At 70.2% G+C, this 16464-nt stretch carries 16 protein-coding genes and 1 riboswitch; of the genes, 6 read left to right on the top strand and 10 right to left on the bottom strand.

The window, feature by feature from the left end:
• Positions 1-57 precede the first annotated feature (57 nt).
• The 4 genes from groL to thrC all read right to left on the bottom strand — a co-directional run bounded on the left by groL (position 58) and on the right by thrC (position 4216).
• Complete coding sequence (gene groL / locus ACZ6MZ_RS13895) at positions 58-1683, bottom strand: chaperonin GroEL (protein ID WP_384178693.1); 1626 nt, start codon at positions 1681-1683, stop codon at positions 58-60.
• A gap of 365 nt (positions 1684-2048) precedes the next feature.
• Positions 2049-2252 (bottom strand): cold-shock protein, encoded by a 204-nt coding sequence (locus ACZ6MZ_RS13890; protein ID WP_005315736.1) that lies wholly within the window; start codon positions 2250-2252, stop codon positions 2049-2051.
• 359 nt (positions 2253-2611) lie between these two features.
• Positions 2612-2887: a MoaD/ThiS family protein gene (locus ACZ6MZ_RS13885; RefSeq protein ID WP_384178691.1), complete on the bottom strand. Its 276-nt coding sequence runs from the start codon at positions 2885-2887 to the stop codon at positions 2612-2614.
• Positions 2888-2920: 33 nt separating this feature from the next.
• Positions 2921-4216 (bottom strand): threonine synthase, encoded by a 1296-nt coding sequence (gene thrC, locus ACZ6MZ_RS13880; RefSeq protein WP_384178689.1) that lies wholly within the window; start codon positions 4214-4216, stop codon positions 2921-2923.
• A 17-nt stretch (positions 4217-4233) separates the two neighbouring features.
• A riboswitch (SAM riboswitch) is annotated at positions 4234-4363 on the bottom strand.
• 168 nt (positions 4364-4531) lie between these two features.
• Between thrC and ACZ6MZ_RS13875 the strand changes: the two genes are divergently transcribed.
• Together ACZ6MZ_RS13875 and ACZ6MZ_RS13870 are read left to right on the top strand one after the other, a co-directional pair.
• A complete protein-coding gene (locus ACZ6MZ_RS13875) occupies positions 4532-5491 on the top strand; it encodes a glucosyl-3-phosphoglycerate synthase (RefSeq protein ID WP_469352337.1) in 960 nt (319 codons plus the stop codon).
• A 181-nt stretch (positions 5492-5672) separates the two neighbouring features.
• A complete protein-coding gene (locus ACZ6MZ_RS13870; RefSeq protein ID WP_469351871.1) occupies positions 5673-7085 on the top strand; it encodes an alpha,alpha-trehalose-phosphate synthase (UDP-forming) in 1413 nt (470 codons plus the stop codon).
• 156 nt (positions 7086-7241) lie between these two features.
• Here ACZ6MZ_RS13870 and ACZ6MZ_RS13865 read toward each other — a convergent pair whose 3' ends face one another.
• The 5 genes from ACZ6MZ_RS13865 to ACZ6MZ_RS13845 all read right to left on the bottom strand — a co-directional run bounded on the left by ACZ6MZ_RS13865 (position 7242) and on the right by ACZ6MZ_RS13845 (position 10780).
• Positions 7242-7685 carry an SRPBCC family protein gene (locus ACZ6MZ_RS13865; RefSeq protein ID WP_469351870.1) on the bottom strand — a complete coding sequence of 148 codons (444 nt, stop codon included), beginning with the start codon at positions 7683-7685 and terminating at the stop codon, positions 7242-7244.
• A 186-nt stretch (positions 7686-7871) separates the two neighbouring features.
• Positions 7872-8150 carry an NUDIX hydrolase gene (locus ACZ6MZ_RS13860; protein ID WP_469351868.1) on the bottom strand — a complete coding sequence of 93 codons (279 nt, stop codon included), beginning with the start codon at positions 8148-8150 and terminating at the stop codon, positions 7872-7874.
• 66 nt (positions 8151-8216) lie between these two features.
• Positions 8217-9065, bottom strand: coding sequence for a trehalose-phosphatase (otsB, locus tag ACZ6MZ_RS13855; RefSeq protein ID WP_384178677.1), 849 nt, complete (start codon positions 9063-9065; stop codon positions 8217-8219).
• Positions 9066-9208: 143 nt separating this feature from the next.
• On the bottom strand, positions 9209-9499 hold the full coding sequence (locus ACZ6MZ_RS13850) for a DUF3263 domain-containing protein (protein WP_384178675.1): 291 nt from the start codon (positions 9497-9499) through the stop codon (positions 9209-9211).
• A 12-nt stretch (positions 9500-9511) separates the two neighbouring features.
• Positions 9512-10780, bottom strand: coding sequence for an extracellular solute-binding protein (locus tag ACZ6MZ_RS13845; protein WP_469351866.1), 1269 nt, complete (start codon positions 10778-10780; stop codon positions 9512-9514).
• Positions 10781-11088: 308 nt separating this feature from the next.
• Here ACZ6MZ_RS13845 and ACZ6MZ_RS13840 point away from each other — a divergent pair, with 308 nt between their 5' ends.
• The 4 genes from ACZ6MZ_RS13840 to ACZ6MZ_RS13825 all read left to right on the top strand — a co-directional run bounded on the left by ACZ6MZ_RS13840 (position 11089) and on the right by ACZ6MZ_RS13825 (position 15236).
• Complete coding sequence (locus ACZ6MZ_RS13840) at positions 11089-11982, top strand: ROK family protein (protein WP_469352336.1); 894 nt, start codon at positions 11089-11091, stop codon at positions 11980-11982.
• Entirely contained in the window at positions 11982-13136 is a 1155-nt protein-coding gene (nagA, locus tag ACZ6MZ_RS13835) for an N-acetylglucosamine-6-phosphate deacetylase (protein ID WP_469351864.1), read from the top strand. Before ACZ6MZ_RS13840 ends, nagA begins: the two co-directional genes overlap by 1 nt.
• A gap of 180 nt (positions 13137-13316) precedes the next feature.
• On the top strand, positions 13317-14288 hold the full coding sequence (locus ACZ6MZ_RS13830; RefSeq protein WP_389790072.1) for a 1-phosphofructokinase family hexose kinase: 972 nt from the start codon (positions 13317-13319) through the stop codon (positions 14286-14288).
• Between the two features lie 84 nt (positions 14289-14372).
• Complete coding sequence (locus tag ACZ6MZ_RS13825; protein ID WP_469351861.1) at positions 14373-15236, top strand: class II fructose-bisphosphate aldolase; 864 nt, start codon at positions 14373-14375, stop codon at positions 15234-15236.
• Here the strand turns inward: ACZ6MZ_RS13825 and ACZ6MZ_RS13820 are convergent, their stop codons facing one another.
• On the bottom strand, positions 15237-16274 hold the full coding sequence (locus tag ACZ6MZ_RS13820; RefSeq protein WP_469351859.1) for a CBM35 domain-containing protein: 1038 nt from the start codon (positions 16272-16274) through the stop codon (positions 15237-15239).
• Positions 16275-16464 lie beyond the last annotated feature (190 nt).

The raw sequence follows: 16464 nt of genomic DNA, 5'->3' as shown, positions 1-16464 counted from the left end.
AGGGGTGCCGCCCTCGTTCAGGACGGTTGATCAACCGGTGGCCGGAGCCGGGGTCGATCAGAAGTCCATGTCACCGCCCGGCATGCCGCCCGGAGCGCCGGCGGCGCCGGCCTTCTCCGGCTTGTCGGCGATAACGGCCTCGGTGGTGAGGAACAGCGCCGCGATGGAGGCCGCGTTCTGCAGAGCAGAGCGGGTCACCTTCGCGGGGTCGATGATGCCCTCGGCGATCATGTCGACGTACTCGCCGGTCGCGGCGTTGAGGCCGTGGCCGATCGGCAGGTTGCGGACCTTCTCGACGATGACGCCACCCTCGAGACCACCGTTGACGGCGATCTGCTTGAGCGGGGCCTCCAGCGCGAGCTTGACGATGTTCGCACCCGTCGCCTCGTCGCCTTCGAGCTCGAGCTTCTCGAACACCGAGGAAGCCTGGAGCAGAGCCACGCCACCACCGGCGACGATGCCCTCCTCGACGGCGGCCTTGGCGTTGCGCACCGCGTCCTCGATGCGGTGCTTGCGCTCCTTGAGCTCGACCTCGGTCGCGGCGCCGGCCTTGATGACGGCCACGCCGCCGGCCAGCTTCGCAAGGCGCTCCTGGAGCTTCTCGCGGTCGTAGTCCGAGTCGCTGTTCTCGATCTCGGCACGGATCTGGTTGACCCGACCGGCGACCTGCTCGCTGTCACCGGCACCGTCGACGATGGTGGTCTCGTCCTTGGTGATGACGACCTTGCGGGCGCGGCCCAGCAGGTCCAGGCCGGCGTTCTCGAGCTTGAGGCCGACCTCCTCGGAGATGACCGTGCCACCGGTGAGAATGGCGATGTCGTTGAGCATGGCCTTGCGGCGGTCACCGAAGCCCGGGGCCTTGACGGCGACGGACTTGAAGGTGCCACGGATCTTGTTGACGACCAGGGTCGACAGGGCCTCGCCCTCGACGTCCTCCGCGATGATCAGCAGCGGCTTACCCGACTGCATGACCTTCTCCAGCAGCGGAAGGAGGTCCTTCACGTTGCCGATCTTGGAGTTGACGATCAGGATGTACGGGTCGTCGAGGGACGACTCCATACGCTCCATGTCGGTGGCGAAGTACGCCGAGATGTAGCCCTTGTCGAAGCGCATACCCTCGGTGAGCTCGAGCTCCAGACCGAAGGTCTGAGACTCCTCGACGGTGATGACGCCTTCCTTGCCGACCTTGTCCATGGCCTCGGCGATGAGCTCGCCGATCTGGGTGTCAGCGGCGGAGATGGAGGCGGTCGAAGCGATCTGCTCCTTGGTCTCCACGTCCTTGGCCTGCTCCAGCAGGGCACCGGAGACGGCCTCGACGGCCTTCTCGATACCGCGCTTGAGGGCCATCGGGTTGGCGCCGGCCGCCACATTGCGCAGGCCCTCGCGGACGAGCGCCTGGGCGAGAACGGTCGCGGTGGTCGTACCGTCGCCGGCGACGTCGTCCGTCTTCTTGGCGACTTCCTTGACCAGCTCGGCGCCGATCTTCTCGTACGGGTCCTCGAGCTCGATCTCCTTGGCGATGGAAACACCATCGTTGGTGATCGTGGGGGCGCCCCACTTCTTCTCGAGGACGACGTTGCGACCCTTGGGGCCAAGGGTGACCTTGACGGCGTCGGCGAGCTGGTTCATCCCGCGCTCGAGACCGCGCCGAGCCTCCTCGTTGAACGCGATGATCTTGGCCATGTGAAGTGGTCCTCCCGGACTGGGGTGGATTGCTCCGGACCGGGCTGGCGCCCGCGACGGACGGCCTGAGAGCCGTGCGGTTCCTTGCCCCACCGGCTCTTCGGGCCTCACCGACCCGGTCCTTAAGTTGTCACTCTCACTTGCAGAGTGCTAACGCCAATGATTAGCACTCGACCCCTGCGAGTGCAAGCTTGTCTTGCCGACTCGCCACCTGTTCGCACCTCTGCCGCCCCCGGGTCGCACACGGGTCGCCCCCGGATCCCGCCCCGGATCCCGCCCTGCCGGGAACGCACGAAGGGCCCGTATCCCATCTCTGGGACACGGACCCTTCGGCGTGAGTGCGTCGCTGGCCGATCGCGCCGGGATCAGACGGCGAGCTTGACCATGTCCGCCTGCGGACCCTTCTGGCCCTGCGAGATCTCGAACTCCACTCGCTGACCTTCTTCAAGGGTGCGGTAACCGTCCATCTGGATCGCGCTGTAGTGGACGAAAACATCCGCACCACCGTCGACCGCGATGAAGCCGTACCCCTTCTCCGCGTTGAACCACTTGACGGTGCCCTGAGCCATGCCTAACTCCCCTATTACTGGCCCTTGCGCGGGGCCACTTTTCGCGCCGGAACGCGTCGACCGCGGCTGAATGTATCTGCCCAACTGCCCTCTGCAACAGGTCAATCGGACGAGAATTCTGGGCATGGCTGAACACGCATAGCGATGAATTCCCCACGTTCCGGGGCAAGTCGGGCCGGGCAAAGCGCATCTACTGCGCAAAGGGCACCAAGACTTTGACCCCATGTTGTCGCGTTCTCATAGGCGTTGAGCCTGCGCGGGGGAGGGGGCGTTCCCATACTGTATCGCGCTCAACCATACAGAACGGCCCCCTCCGCTTCTCTTGCGGAGGGGGCCGGACCGATCACTGAGCGTCGAAATCAGCCTCCGGCGACGGCGGGGATGATCGAGACGCCGACCCCCTCGGGGGTGGCGGTCTCCAGGCCCTGCTCGAAGCGGACGTCGTCGTCGTTCACGTACACGTTCACGAAGCGGCGCAGCTTGCCCTGGTCGTCCAGGACGCGCGCGGCGATCCCCGGGTGGCTCTGCTCCAGGGACTGGATCACCTCGGAGAGGGTCGTACCCTCCGCCGGGACCTCGGCCTTGCCACCGGTGTACGTACGGAGAATGGTGGGGATGCGGACGTTGACGCTCATGGTGGGGTGCCTTCCTTCAGTGGTGGGCGGAGCTCAGCGGGCCAGGCCGGCGGCGCGGAACGCGTCGAGGCTCGGACGGATCGTCGCGGTCGGCCCGGTGGTCGGCGCCACGGCGTCCAGCGTCTTCAGGCCGTCACCCGTGTTCAGGACGACGGTGGTCAGGGTCGGGTCGAGGACTCCGGCCTCGATGAGCTTCTTCGTCACGCCGACGGTCACCCCGCCCGCCGTCTCCGCGAAGATCCCCTCGGTGCGTGCCAACAGCTTGATCGCGTCGACGATCTGCTCGTCGTTGACGTCCTCGACCGCGCCGCCGGTGCGGCGGGCGATGTCCAGGACGTACGGGCCGTCGGCCGGGTTGCCGATCGCCAGGGACTTGGCGATGGTGTTGGGCTTCTGCGGCCGTACGACATCCTGGCCGGCCTTGAAGGCGGTGGAGACCGGCGAGCAGCCCTCGGCCTGGGCGCCGAAGATCTTGTACGGCTTGTCCTCGACCAGGCCCAGCTTGATCAGCTCCTGGAGACCCTTGTCGATCTTCGTGAGCTGGGATCCCGAGGCGATCGGGATCACGATCTGGTCGGGCAGCCGCCAGCCGAGCTGCTCGCAGATCTCGTACGCGAGCGTCTTGGATCCCTCGCCGTAGTACGGGCGGAGGTTGACGTTGACGAAGCCCCAGCCCTCGCCCAGCGGATCCCCGATGAGCTCCGAGCAGAAGCGGTTGACGTCGTCGTAGTTGCCTTCGATGCCGACGAGTTCACCGCCGTAGATGGCGGCCATGACGACCTTGCCCTGCTCCAGGTCGTGCGGGATGAACACGCACGAGCGGAAGCCCGCGCGGGCGGCCGCGGCGCCGACGGCACCGGCGAGGTTGCCGGTGGAGGAGCAGGAGAGCGTGGTGAAACCGAAGGCGCGGGCGGCCTCGACGGCGATGGCGACGACACGGTCCTTGAAGGAGTGCGTCGGGTTGCCGGAGTCGTCCTTGATGTGGAGGGAGCCGGTGACGCCCAGTTCACGGGCGAGATTGTCGGCCTTGACGAGCTTGGTGAAGCCGGGGTTGATGTTGGGCTTCGTGGCCACGTCGGCGGGGACGGGCAGCAGCGGGGCGTAGCGCCAGATGTTGTCCGGGCCCTCCGCGATGCGCTTCTTCAGCTCTTCGGGGGTGCCGCTCGGCAGGTCGTACGCGACTTCGAGCGGCCCGAAACAGCTGGCACAGGCGAAGATGGGGCCGAGGTCGAAGCGCTCTCCGCATTCGCGGCACGAAAGTGCGGCGGCGGGTCCGAGATCGATCGATCCGGGGGCGGCTTCGGTGGGGTGGACGGTCTGCACAGCCATGGAGGCGAGGCCCTTTCTCCTCATCTTCCTCGCGACGTACTTCGCCGCAAGACGGAATTGGCACCTTCCCCACCGTGACCTCGATTGGTCGGCAGGAGGGTTGCCGGGACTTCAACGGGCCGTTCCCTCTGTCCCTCTGGATGAGCGCTATGGCGCCGGATGCGGGATCCGGTGCGTTTGTTCACCTGGCGACCCCCGGCATGCGGCGGTCATCGGTGTTGTTCAAGACTGTAACCGAAGGAGCGGATGGTTGAGATAGTCGTCCGCACCGCGAGATGGATCACGTTCATGCATCACGTACAGGGAGTACCGACCGTGCTGGAAGAGGTGGAACGCTGGCTGACCAGGCGTTCCTGGTCCGCAGCCGACCGTCCGCTCGACCGGCTCCTGGTGGCGAAGGCCATGCGCGGCACCACGGTGAGCGTGGTGCTGCCGGCGCTCGACGAGGAGGAGACGGTCGGCGAGATCGTCTCCGTGATCCGGCGTGAGCTGATGGAGAAGGTGCGGCTCGTCGATGAACTGGTGGTGATCGACTCCGGTTCCACCGACCGTACGGCGGAGGTCGCGGCGGCGGCGGGCGCGCGGGTGGTGTGCCGGGACGCGATACTGCCGCGGCTGCCCGCGCTGCCCGGCAAGGGCGAGGTGCTGTGGCGGTCGCTGCTGGTGACGAGCGGCGACGTCGTGTGCTTCGTGGACGCCGATCTGCGGGAGTTCTCGGCGGATTTCGTGTCGGGGATCGTGGGTCCGCTGCTCACGGATCAGGACGTGCAGTTCGTGAAGGCGATGTACGACCGGCCGCTGAGCGAGCGGGCCGGGGGTGCCGCGGCCGGTCAGGGCGGACGGGTGACGGAGCTGGTGGCGCGGCCGCTGCTGAATCTGCACTGGCCTCGGCTGGCGGGCTTCGTCCAGCCACTGGGCGGGGAGTACGCGGTGCGGCGCTCGCTGCTGGAGCGGCTGCCGTTCCCCGTCGGGTACGGCGTGGAGCTGGCGCTGCTCGTGGACGCGCTGCACACGGTGGGTCTGGACGCGCTGGCCCAGGTCGACGTGGGGGTACGGATCCACCGCCACCAGGACGACCGGGCGCTGGGGCGGATGGCCGCGGCGATCTACCGTACGGCTCAGGTGCGGCTGTCCCGGGGGCACTTGGTGCGGCCGGAGCTGACGCAGTTCGAGCGGGGCGAGGACGGTTTCGTACCGCGCACGCATGCCGTGGACACGGAGGAGCGGCCGCCGGTGCGGGAGATCGCGGAGTACACGGCGGGGCGCGCGGCGTAGCGGTTCGGCGCGGGGGTGGATACCTCTGGGGCGTGACCCCCGCGGGCGTGACCCCCGCGCCCCGTGCCCCGGGCCCCCGTGCCCCCGCGCCCCCGCGCCCCGGGCGCTCGTGGCCGGAGTCACCCACACGGAGACTCGCCCGTACGTTTGAGCGTTTACGGGACGGGCTAGGTTTCGGCACATGGTCTCCGAGCAAGCCGCCCAGGTACTCGTCGCGTCCAATCGCGGCCCCGTCTCGTACACGCTGCGCGACGACGGCGCGCTGGAAGCGCGCAGGGGCGGCGGCGGGCTCGTGTCGGGCCTGTCGGCCATCGGGCCCGAGACGGACGCCGTGTGGGTGTGCGCGGCCCTCGGCGACGGCGACCGGGAGGCCGTACGACGTACGGACGGCCGGCTGGACACGGCCGACACGGGCGGACAGCGCGTCCGGATGCTGGGCATCGCGCCCGAGGTGTACGAGGCCGCGTACAACGGCGTCGCGAACTCGACGCTGTGGTTCGTCCACCACCTGCTCTACCAGACCCCGCTGGAACCGGCCTTCGGCCCGGAGTTCCGCGCGCAGTGGGCGTCCTACGAGACGTACAACCGCGCCTTCGCGGAGGCGCTGGCCGACGAGGCGGGCGAGGGCGCGGCCGTCCTGGTGCAGGACTACCACCTGGCGCTGGTGCCCGGGATGCTGCGCGCGCTGCGCCCCGACCTGAAGATCGGGCACTTCTCGCACACGCCGTGGGCGCCGGTCGACTACTTCCGGCTGCTGCCCGACGACATCGCGCGCCAGCTGCTGCGGGGCATCCTCGGCGCGGACCGCGCGGCGTTCCTGACCCACCGGTGGGCCGACGCGTTCACGGCCTGCTGTACGGAACTGCTGGGCGGGACCGGCAACACCCGCATCGGCGTCCACGGCCTCGGCGCGGACGCGGACTTCCTGCGCGAGCGCGCGCACCGCCCGGATGTGGACGAGCGCCTCGCCGCGCTGCGCGAGCAGATCGGCGGTACCGACCGGAAGACCATCGTCCGGGTGGACCGTACGGAACTGTCCAAGAACATCGTCCGCGGCCTGCTCTCCTACCGGCAGCTGCTGGCCGACCGCCCCGAGTGGCGCGAACGCGTCGTCCACGTCGCCTTCGCCTACCCCTCCCGCCAGGACCTGTCGGTCTACCGCGACTACACCGCCGAGGTACAGCGGCTGGCCGACGAGATCAACGCCGAGTTCGGCACGGAGGGCTGGCTTCCGGTCGTCCTGCACGTGAAGGACGACTTCGCCCGCTCCCTGGCCGCCTACCGGCTGGCGGACGTGGCCCTGGTCAACCCGATCCGCGACGGCATGAACCTGGTCGCGAAGGAGATCCCGGTGGTCTCGGAAGACGGCTGCGCGCTGGTCCTGTCACGGGAGGCGGGAGCATACGAGGAGCTGGCCGACGACGCGATCGTGGTGAACCCGTACGACATCACAGCCACGGCGGCGGCGCTCCACGAGGCCCTGAGCATGCCCCCGGACGAACGCGCGGAACGCACGAAACACCTCGCCGCGGCAGCAACGGCACTCCCACCCCAACGATGGTTCCTTGACCAACTCCACGCCCTGCGCGACTAGGCACTGGCCGGCGGATCATGTGGCCTTCTGACCGGTTGCTCCGCGTCGGGGCCGTACCGCTGCTTCGCTCGGGAAGGAGCGGGTACGGCCCCGATGAGAACGTGCGGCGCCGATCCACGATCAGGCGCCCGCTTGGTCGCGGGGAGTTGTGGTGTGTCAGTTCGCGGTCTTGAGGAAGGCCGTCAGGCTTCCCAGGAGCATGGTGGCGCCCTGTTCGGCGAGGTCGCGCTCGTCGGCGGTGTCGCAAGTCTGGGCCACCACGATGCGAGTCCGGTGAGCACTCTGCTCGGCAAGTTCGACGGTCATGACCGCCGGCTCGTTCTTCCCGGGTACGTCCATGCCGATCACCAGACGCCGGTTCTCATCGACCTCGGAGTACGAGCCGGTCAACGGGAACTGCCCACCGTCCGGGGTGACCATCGTCGCCTTCCACGTCCCACCCGGCCGCACGTCCATCTCGACGGACCCTGGGGCGGCATGGGACCACTGCGCGTAGGACTCCGCAATGGTCCAGGCGCTCCAGACCGCCGCCACAGAAGTCTCCAACGTCCGCTCCAACGTGTAGGAGAAACCCTCGGCCGTTCTCTGTTCCGTGATCATCTCGCGCTCCCTGTATCGCTCTTGTCGGGTTGTCGCGGTGTAGACAGGGGCCGGCCCCAAAAGTCATCGGTCTTCCGCGCGTTCGTGGCGTTGGGCAGCCAGCGCGTCGGGATGAGGCGCACCAACCCGGCGAACCTATGTGGTCACAGCACTAGAGGCGGCGGACCACCTGGGCCTCGGCGCGTTCTACCGAGGCGCGGCCGTGTACGTGGACCAACGCCAGGTGGAAGAGCGCGGGGGCTCCAGGACGAAGGACAGCAGGGCGAGGGAGTACTCGTGCGGGTCCAGGGCGAGTTCCTCCCGGATGCCGCGGCGGGCTGCGGCATACAGGTCCGGGGCGCCCCGGCCGGCGGAGTCGATGTGACGGGAGAGGCCCTCGTTCACCGACGAGTTCCACAGGCCGGGCGCCGTCCGGACCCGTTCGCTGCGGTGGCTGACGACCAGCAGGTGGTCGGAGGTGACCACCGCGATGTTGACGGCGAAGCTGCACTGGAGGAAGGAGGGGGCGTCCAGTGGCCGCCTGTCGGGCCGTCAGCCGTCCGTGACGGCCTGCGCCAGGGCCGCCAGGAAGTCCACGACCGCCGCCGGGCCCGGGAGCACGAGGTCGGCGCGCTCGGCCAGTTCGGGGACTTCCGAGCCGCTGCACACCAGCAGGCCCGCGTGGCCGTCGGAGCGGAGTTTCTCGACCGCCGCGAAGGCCGGGAGGTCGCCCAGGTCGTCGCCCGCGTAGAGGACCGTCCCGGCGCCCGCCTCGCGTACGTACTCCAGGAGCGCCACGCCCTTGTCCACACCGGGCGGGCGCAGTTCCAGGACCATGCGGCCGGGTTCGACGATCAGGCCGTGGCGGGCGGCCAGCTCGCCGAGCGGATCGCGCAGGGCGTCGAAGGCGGCCTGCGGGTCGGAGGCGCGGCGGGTGTGGACCGCGACCGCCTGGCCCTTCTCCTCGATCCAGGTGCCGTGCCAGGCGCCGAACCGGTCGAGGAGTCCGGGGAGTTCGGCGCGGGCCGCCGCCACGCCCGGGTGCGGGGCGGGGGCATGGACGGTGCTGGAGACCGCGTCCCAGCGCTCCGCGCCGTAGTGGCCGAGGACGACCAGACGGTCCAGACCGGGCACTCCGGCGAAGCCGCCGTACCGTACCGCCACCCCGGCCGGGCGGCCGGTGATCACCGCGACGGACGCCACGCGCGGTGCGAGGGCGGCCAGGGCGGGGACGGCGCGCGGGTGGGCGCGGGCCTGTTCGGGGTCGGGGACGATCTCGGCGAGGGTGCCGTCGAAGTCGAGCGCGACGACGGCTTTCCTGGGCCGGGCGAGAAGCGCGGCCAGGCCGTCGGCGCCGGCGGGAGTGGTCGGATTCGGCAGGGGGTGCGGGTTGCTGCCCATGTCCCGACCCTATCCGCGTACCCCGGATCGCAGCCATGGGGAACAGGACACAGGGAATCAGGACACGGCGAAGTGAAGCGGCGCACACAGCGGCCCGGGCTCAGCGGCCCGTACTCAGAGCGGCCCGGGCTCACGGCCCGGGCTCAGCGGCGCTCTCTGCGTTCGTCCCTGATCCGCCGCAGCCGGTTCACCGTCACCGGGTCGTGCTCCGCCGCCCGCGGATCGTCCAGCAGCGCGGTCAGCAGCTGGTAGTAGCGGGTCGGCGACAGCCCCAGCTGCTCGCGGATGGCCCGCTCCTTGGCGCCGGGCCCCGGCCAGCCGCGCCGCTCCATGGCGAGAACGGCGCGGTCCCGCTCGGACAGCTCCGCGGGACCGCGTACGTCTACGTCTTCGGACTCGGCCGGGTCTCCGGCGTCCGGCGTGCGCGCGGTCATATGCCCGACACGCTACCGGGCGGCCTCCGCGGCGGACGCGTCGCGGGCGATCCGGCTGAGGACAGCCCTCGGATCCCCGCCGGGCCCGACCGCATCGCCGATGTTCTTCTTGATGCTCTCGCTGACGCTGGTCCAGGAGTTCTTGCCGTACGGGTACAGCTCGGAGGTGGCCAGTGCCTCCTGGAACTTGCTCAGGTTCTTGTACTCCGGGTCCGCGGCCATCGCGTCATTCGCGCTGTAGGTGACCGGCAGCAGGTCGTACTGCCCGACGAAGTCCAGGACGTTCTTGTCGTTGTACGCGAAGTCCAGGAACTTCCCGATCTCCGCGCCGTGCTTGTTCTTCTTGAAGGCCATCAGCCAGTCGGCGACACCCAAGGAGGACTTGGCCTGGCCGCTGATTCCGGGCAGCTGCACCGTACCGACCTTGATGCCGGCCTTCTCGGCGTCCTGCATCAGCGTCGGGTGGCCGTTGAGCATGCCGACCTGGCCGCTGCTGAACGCCTTGAAGGCGATGGTGCGGTCGAGCTTCCCGGGGGCGACCGGGCCGGTCAGCTTCGGCTCGACGAGGTTCTTCCGCAGCCACTCGAAGGTCGCGATGTTCTGGTCCGAGTCGATGCTGTACGAGCCGTCGGCGTTCTCGGTGTAGCCGCCCCCGCCGCTCAGCAGCCACATCAGCGTCTCGCCCTGCGCCTCCTCGGAGCCCAGCGGCAGCGCGTACGGCGTCGTGACGCCCTGCTGCTTGAGGGCCTCGGCGGCGGTCTTGATGTCGTCCCAGTTCTTCGGGGCGCTCAGCCCTGCCTGGTCGAAGAGCTTCTGGTTGAAGAAGAGCAGCCGGGTCGAGGCGATGAACGGTAGCCCGTACTGGATCCGGTTGACCTTGCCGGCGTCGGAGAGCTGGGTGAGGAAGTTCGCCTGGGTGGGGATGGAGAGCAGGTCGTCGGCGGCGTAGAGCTTGCCCTGCTTGGCGTAGTCGGCGTACGAGCCGATCTGCGCGATGTCCGGATCCCTGCCCTGCTTGACCATCTCCGCGACATCGCGGTCGACGATCTTCCACGAGCGGACATCGACATCGATCTTGATGCCGGGGTTGTCGGACTCGAACTCCCTGGCCAGGGCGGACCAGTACTTCTCCGAGCTGTTGGCCGATCCGTTGCCGTAATCCGCGGCGACGAGCTTGAGGGTGACGGGCCCGGGCCCACCGGTGTCGCCGCAGCCGGCCAGCACCATCGTCATGCCCAGCGCGGCTATGGCCGCGCCCACTCTCAGGTAGCGCTGCTGCACAGCTCTGTTCCGCCCTTGTTGTTCCGTTGCCCGTAAGGTCCCCGCCGGTCCCCCGTGAAGCCCTGTTATCAGCCAGTTATTTTCCCCTATCCGGAGGTTTGAGGTCCACACAGGGCTGATTGCGCTTCGGCAACGTCTGTGCCAGGCACATGTCAGGGTGGGAAAGGGTCGAGTACCGGCCGTCGGCGGCGATTCGCGTTTGTATGGACGCGCAACAATCCAGGACAGTGGACTAGACCTTTCAACGCTCTACGCGCGACACTGTCCCTGTGAGACACGTCATCGCCCTGGATGTGGGCGGCACCGGCATGAAAGCCGCCCTGGTCGGGGCGGACGGCGCACTGCTGTACGAGGCGCGCCGGCCGACCGGCAGAGAGCGCGGCCCCGAAGCCGTGGTCGAGACCATTCTCGGCTTCGCCGCCGATCTGCGCGCCTACGGCACCGAGCACTTCGGCGAGAGCGCCGTCGCCGCCGGGGTCGCCGTGCCGGGCATCGTCGACGCCGAGCGCGGCATCGCCGTGTACGCCGCCAACCTCGGCTGGCGCGACGTACCGATGCGGCAGCTGGTCGGCGAGCGGCTCGGGGGCGTACCCGTCGCGCTCGGGCACGACGTCCGTACCGGCGGCCTCGCCGAGGGACGGCTCGGCGCGGGCAAGGGCGCCGACCGCTTCCTGTTCCTCGCGCTGGGCACCGGGATCGCCGGGGCCATCGGTATCGGCGGCCTCATCGAGGCCGGCGCGCACGGCTCCGCGGGCGAGATCGGCCATGTCGTGGTCCGCCCCGACGGGCCGCTGTGCGGCTGCGGACAGCGCGGCTGTCTGGAGACCCTCGCCTCCGCCGCGGCCGTGACCCGCGCCTGGGCCGCCGCGAGCGGCGACCCGGAGGCGGACGCCGCCGACTGCGCGAAGGCCGTGGAGTCGGGCGACCCCGCGGCCGTACGGGTCTGGCGGGACGCGGTCGACGCGCTCGCCGCCGGACTGGTCACCGCGCTCACCCTGCTGGACCCCCGCACGCTGATCATCGGTGGCGGACTCGGCGAGGCGGGGGAAACCTTGTTCACACCCCTGCGGGCCGCGGTCGAGGAGCGAGTGACGTTCCAGAAGCTGCCCGAGATCGTCCCGGCGGCCCTCGGGGACACCGCCGGATGCCTGGGCGCGGGGCTGCTCGCCTGGGATCTACTCGCCACGGAGGTAACCGCCTGATGGCCGCACGCGCCGAAACCACCGTTCTCGCCGGCGCCCGGGTGGTACTGCCCACCGGGACCGTGGACGGCGGGCGGGTGATCATCGAGGGCGGCCGGATCGCGGGCGCCGCCCCGGCGGACGCCGTCACGCTGGATCTGTCGGGGCACTGGCTGGTCCCCGGCTTCGTGGACATGCACAACCACGGCGGGGGCGGTGCCTCCTTCACCTCCGGGTCGGTGGACGAGGTCCTCAAGGGCATCCGTACGCACCGGGAGCACGGCACCACCACGCTCGTCGCCTCCGGCGTCACCGGCGAGATGGACTTCCTCGCCCAGCGCGCGGGCATCCTCTCCGAGCTGGTCGAACAGGGCGAGCTGGCCGGGATCCACTTCGAGGGCCCGTTCATCTCCCCGTGCCGCAAAGGCGCGCACAGCGAATCGCTGCTGCGCGACCCCGACCCGGCGGAGGTGCGCAAGCTCCTCGACGCCGCGCGCGGCACGGCCAAGATGGTCACGCTCGCCACCGAGCTGCCGGGCGGCATCGAGTCCGTACGGCTGCTGGCGGAGCACGGCGTGATCGCCGCGATCGGGCACACCGACGCGACGTACGAGCAGACCGTCGAGGCGATCGACGCGGGCGCGACCGTCGCCACGCACCTCTTCAACGCGATGCCGCCGCTCGGACACCGCGCGCCGGGGCCGATCGCCGCGCTGCTGGAGGACGAGCGGGTCACCGTCGAGCTGATCAACGACGGTACGCATCTCCACCCGGCGGCCCTGGAGCTGGCGTTCCACCGCGCGGGCGCGGGCCGGGTCGCCTTCATCACGGACGCGATGGACGCTGCGGGCTTCGGCGACGGGAAGTACCAGCTCGGCCCGCTGGCCGTCGAGGTCAAGGACGGTGTCGCCCGGCTGGTGGAGGGCGGCTCGATCGCCGGCTCCACGCTGACCCTGGACACGGCCTTCAAGCGGGCGGCGACGGTGGACAGGCTGCCGGTCGAGGACATCGTCCAGGCCATCTCCGCCAACCCGGCGAAGCTGCTCGGCGTGTACGACAAGGTCGGCTCGCTGGAGCCGGGCAAGGACGCGGACCTGGTCGTGCTGGCCGCCGACTTCTCCGTCGCGGGCGTGCTGCACAAGGGCGAATGGGTGGTCGAGCCCCACCTAGGGTGATTTTTTCATAAGTCTGTACGAGCCTGTATAAATCTGTACGAGCCTGTACGAGCCCGTACGAGTCTGTACGACTCTGTATGAAGGCGGTCGGTCCGGGGGTCTGGGCCAACCGCCTTCTTTTTGACATGATCGCCCCGGCAACCGGCCGGGCAAGCGCGTTCTTCGGGGGAAGGGACACGGATGATCCTGACGGTCACCCTCAACACCGCGCTGGACATCACCTACCGCACGCCCGTACTGGTCCCGCACGCCACGCATCGCGTCAGCGAGGTCGTCGAACGCCCCGGCGGCAAGGGCCTGAATGTCGCGCGGGTGCTGTCGGCGCTGGGCCACCGGACGGTGGTGACGGGGTTCGCGGGCGGCCGGACGGGCGATGTGCTGCGGGAGCTGCTCGCGCAGTGCGGAGCCGGCCGTACGGGGCCGTCGCGATCTTCCATGACCTCTTCCACGCGGCCGGTGGACGCACTCGTACCGATCGCCGGGTCCACCCGGCGCACCATCGCCGTCGTCGACGAGGCGACCGGTGACACCACCCAGCTCAACGAGCCGGGCCCGACCGTCTCGCCCGCCGAGTGGAGCGCCTTCCTCAGCGTGTACGACCGGCTGCTCACCGGCGCCGACGCCGTCGCCCTGTGCGGCAGCCTGCCGCCCGGCATCCATGTCGGCGCGTACGCCGAGCTGATCCGCCGGGCCCGCGGCGCCGGGGTGCCCGTGCTCCTCGACACCAGCGGCGAGCCGCTGCGCCGGGGCGTCGCCGCCCGCCCCGACCTGGTCAAGCCGAACGCCGAGGAACTCGCCCGGCTCACCGGCTCCCGCGAGCCGCTGCGCGCCGCCCGCGACGCCCGCCGCCGCGGCGCCCACTCCGTCGTCGCCTCGCTGGGCGCCGACGGTGTCCTCGCGGCCACCCCGGACGGCATCTGGCAGGCGACCCCGCCCGCGCCGGCCAAGGGCAATCCGACGGGCGCGGGCGACTCGGCGGTGGCCGGCCTGCTGTCGGGCCTCGTCGAACGCCTCCCCTGGCCGGCCCGGCTGAGCCGCGCGGTCGCCCTGTCGACGGCCACGGTCCTGGCCCCGGCGGCGGGCGAGTTCGACGCCGAGGCGTACGAGGACCTCCTGCCGCGCATCGCGGTGACGGAGCACCAGGCGGCGTGACGCGCGCCGCCGCAGCGCCGGGCCGTACGCACTCGGCCCGGCACCGTAAGGACGGGCCTGACAGCCCGGGAAACATGGGGGCGTATGCCACTCGTCAGCACCGCTGAACTCGTCACGGCCGCCGCGGCCCAGGGACGCGGGATCGCCGCCTTCAACGTCATCACGCTGGAGCACGCGGAGGCCATCGCCGCGGGCGCCGAGCGGGCGGGCGCGGCCGCCGTCCTGCAGATATCCGAGAACGCCGTGGCGTTCCACGGCGGCCGGCTCGACGTCATCACCGCCGCCGCGGCCGCGGTCGCCCGCGCCTCCTCCGCGCCGCTCTCGCTCCACCTCGACCATGTCGAGTCGGCCGGACTGCTGCGGGCCGCGGCCGCCACCGAGGGCCTCAGCTCGGTGATGTTCGACGCCTCGAAGCTGCCGTACGCGGAGAACCTCAAGGCCACCGCCGATGCCGTACGCCAGTGCCATGAGCAGGGCATCTGGATCGAGGCCGAGCTCGGCGCGGTCGGCGGCAAGGACGGTGAGCCGTCCCTCGGCGCGCACGCCCCCGGCGTCCGTACGGACCCAGCGGAGGCGGTCGTCTTCGTCGCCGAGACCGGCGTCGACGCGCTGGCCGTCGCGGTCGGCTCGTCCCACGCGATGACCCGGCGCACTGCGACGCTCGACCACGCGCTGATCGCCGCGCTCCGGGAGGCCGTCCCCGTACCGCTCGTCCTGCACGGCTCCTCCGGCGTCCCCGACGAGGAGATCCGCCGGGCGGTCGCCTCCGGCATGGTCAAGATCAACGTAGGGACGGCGCTCAACACGGCCTTCACCGGAGCCGTACGCGACTACCTCGCGGCGAACCCGACGACCGTCGACCCCCGGAAATACCTCGCCCCGGCTCGCGAGGCGATGACCGGGACGGTGGCGGGGTTCCTACGGGTGATCAGCTCCGCGGCAAGGTGATCAGTTCTTCCGCGGAGGCGTGACCTCGAGCCAGTCGAGGATGGCATCGCACTGGTTGCCGTCCTCGCAGGAGATCTTGATCGTGTTCTTGCCCTGCTGAAGCTCGACCGGCGCCCAGGTGGTCTGCCAGTTCTTCTCCCAGTTGGGATCGCTGGAGTGAATGAAGTTCTTCAGCCCCAGGGGGGAGGTGTTCGCCTTGCCGTTGACGGTCAGCGTGGCGTTCGCGTCCTTGCCCGGGATGGCGTAACGCACGGACAGCGCGTAGGGACCGGCCTTCTCGATGTCGGCGGTCCAGGTCACCGAGGCGCCGACGGCGTTGAAGCCGGACACATACGCCCCGCCGGTGCCCTGGGCGCCCTTGATGTCGGTCGCCAGGACGGCAGGCGGTCCGAGCTGGAGGGTCGCGGCGTCCTGCTTGGGCAGCTGGATCGCCTCGTCCGGCTTCGGGTCCTTGCCGGCCACTTCATCACCGGGCTGCTGCGACTCGCCGATCGACGGGCCGCCGGACGGCGTCGCGCCGCCGTCCTTCGTGCCGCCGTTGTTGGAGAGCAGCGCGGCCGTGATGCCGATCACGACGACCGCGACCACCGCGATGGCGCCGATCAGCAGGCCCTTGGTGTTGGGGCCGCCGCCGCGTCCGCCGCGCTGGGCCGGCACCTGGCGGGTGGTGGCACCGCCGGGGTGGGTCTCGGGGGCCGCGTAGTGGGCGTTCGGCTGCTGGCCGTAAGGGGCCTGGCCCTGCTGCTGCTGGCCGTACTGCCCCTGCTGGCCCTGCTGGCCATAGGGCTGCTGGCCGTACTGACCCTGCTGGCCGTACGCCTGCTGCGGCGGGACCTGCTGCTGCCCGTACTGGCGCTCGCCGACCGTTCTGACCTGGTTGTACGAAGTCCTGGGCACACCGGGCTGCGCGGCCGGTCCTGGGTAGCCGTAGCCGCCCTGGCGTCGCTGATTGGCGGCCGCCGCCTGTCCGTCCTCGTACAGGTAGCCGAACGGATCGTCTTCCTCGGGCGTGCTCGCGCCGTTGTTCCCGGCCGTCATCCCTGGGTCACTCCTTACCATCTCGCCAGCGTCGCCGACCGGCCGAGCCTACCTCGAATGCGTAAGCCTACGGACGGGCCTTGACTGGTGGCAGCCACTGTGCGGCGCCTGGGTGAACAACGCGTCGCGGCCCTGTCCCAGCCCTGTCCCAGACCGGTCCCGTAAGCGAACGGGATCCCCTCCGAGGCTA

The organism is Streptomyces sp. NPDC042201, from assembly GCF_055582185.1.
The sequence above is the reverse complement of the archived record's forward strand: the minus strand, read 5'-3'. Positions and strand labels throughout refer to the sequence as shown.

Coding starts and splice junctions, on each gene's coding strand:
- groL (WP_384178693.1), bottom strand. CDS start 1,683: ATGGCCAAGATCATCGCGTTCAACGAGGAGGCTCGGCGCGGTCTCGAG.
- ACZ6MZ_RS13890 (WP_005315736.1), bottom strand. CDS start 2,252: ATGGCTCAGGGCACCGTCAAGTGGTTCAACGCGGAGAAGGGGTACGGC.
- ACZ6MZ_RS13885 (WP_384178691.1), bottom strand. CDS start 2,887: ATGAGCGTCAACGTCCGCATCCCCACCATTCTCCGTACGTACACCGGT.
- thrC (WP_384178689.1), bottom strand. CDS start 4,216: ATGGCTGTGCAGACCGTCCACCCCACCGAAGCCGCCCCCGGATCGATC.
- ACZ6MZ_RS13870 (WP_469351871.1), top strand. CDS start 5,673: ATGGTCTCCGAGCAAGCCGCCCAGGTACTCGTCGCGTCCAATCGCGGC.
- ACZ6MZ_RS13865 (WP_469351870.1), bottom strand. CDS start 7,685: ATGATCACGGAACAGAGAACGGCCGAGGGTTTCTCCTACACGTTGGAG.
- otsB (WP_384178677.1), bottom strand. CDS start 9,065: ATGGGCAGCAACCCGCACCCCCTGCCGAATCCGACCACTCCCGCCGGC.
- ACZ6MZ_RS13850 (WP_384178675.1), bottom strand. CDS start 9,499: ATGACCGCGCGCACGCCGGACGCCGGAGACCCGGCCGAGTCCGAAGAC.
- ACZ6MZ_RS13840 (WP_469352336.1), top strand. CDS start 11,089: ATGAAAGCCGCCCTGGTCGGGGCGGACGGCGCACTGCTGTACGAGGCG.
- nagA (WP_469351864.1), top strand. CDS start 11,982: ATGGCCGCACGCGCCGAAACCACCGTTCTCGCCGGCGCCCGGGTGGTA.
- ACZ6MZ_RS13830 (WP_389790072.1), top strand. CDS start 13,317: ATGATCCTGACGGTCACCCTCAACACCGCGCTGGACATCACCTACCGC.
- ACZ6MZ_RS13825 (WP_469351861.1), top strand. CDS start 14,373: ATGCCACTCGTCAGCACCGCTGAACTCGTCACGGCCGCCGCGGCCCAG.
- ACZ6MZ_RS13820 (WP_469351859.1), bottom strand. CDS start 16,274: ATGACGGCCGGGAACAACGGCGCGAGCACGCCCGAGGAAGACGATCCG.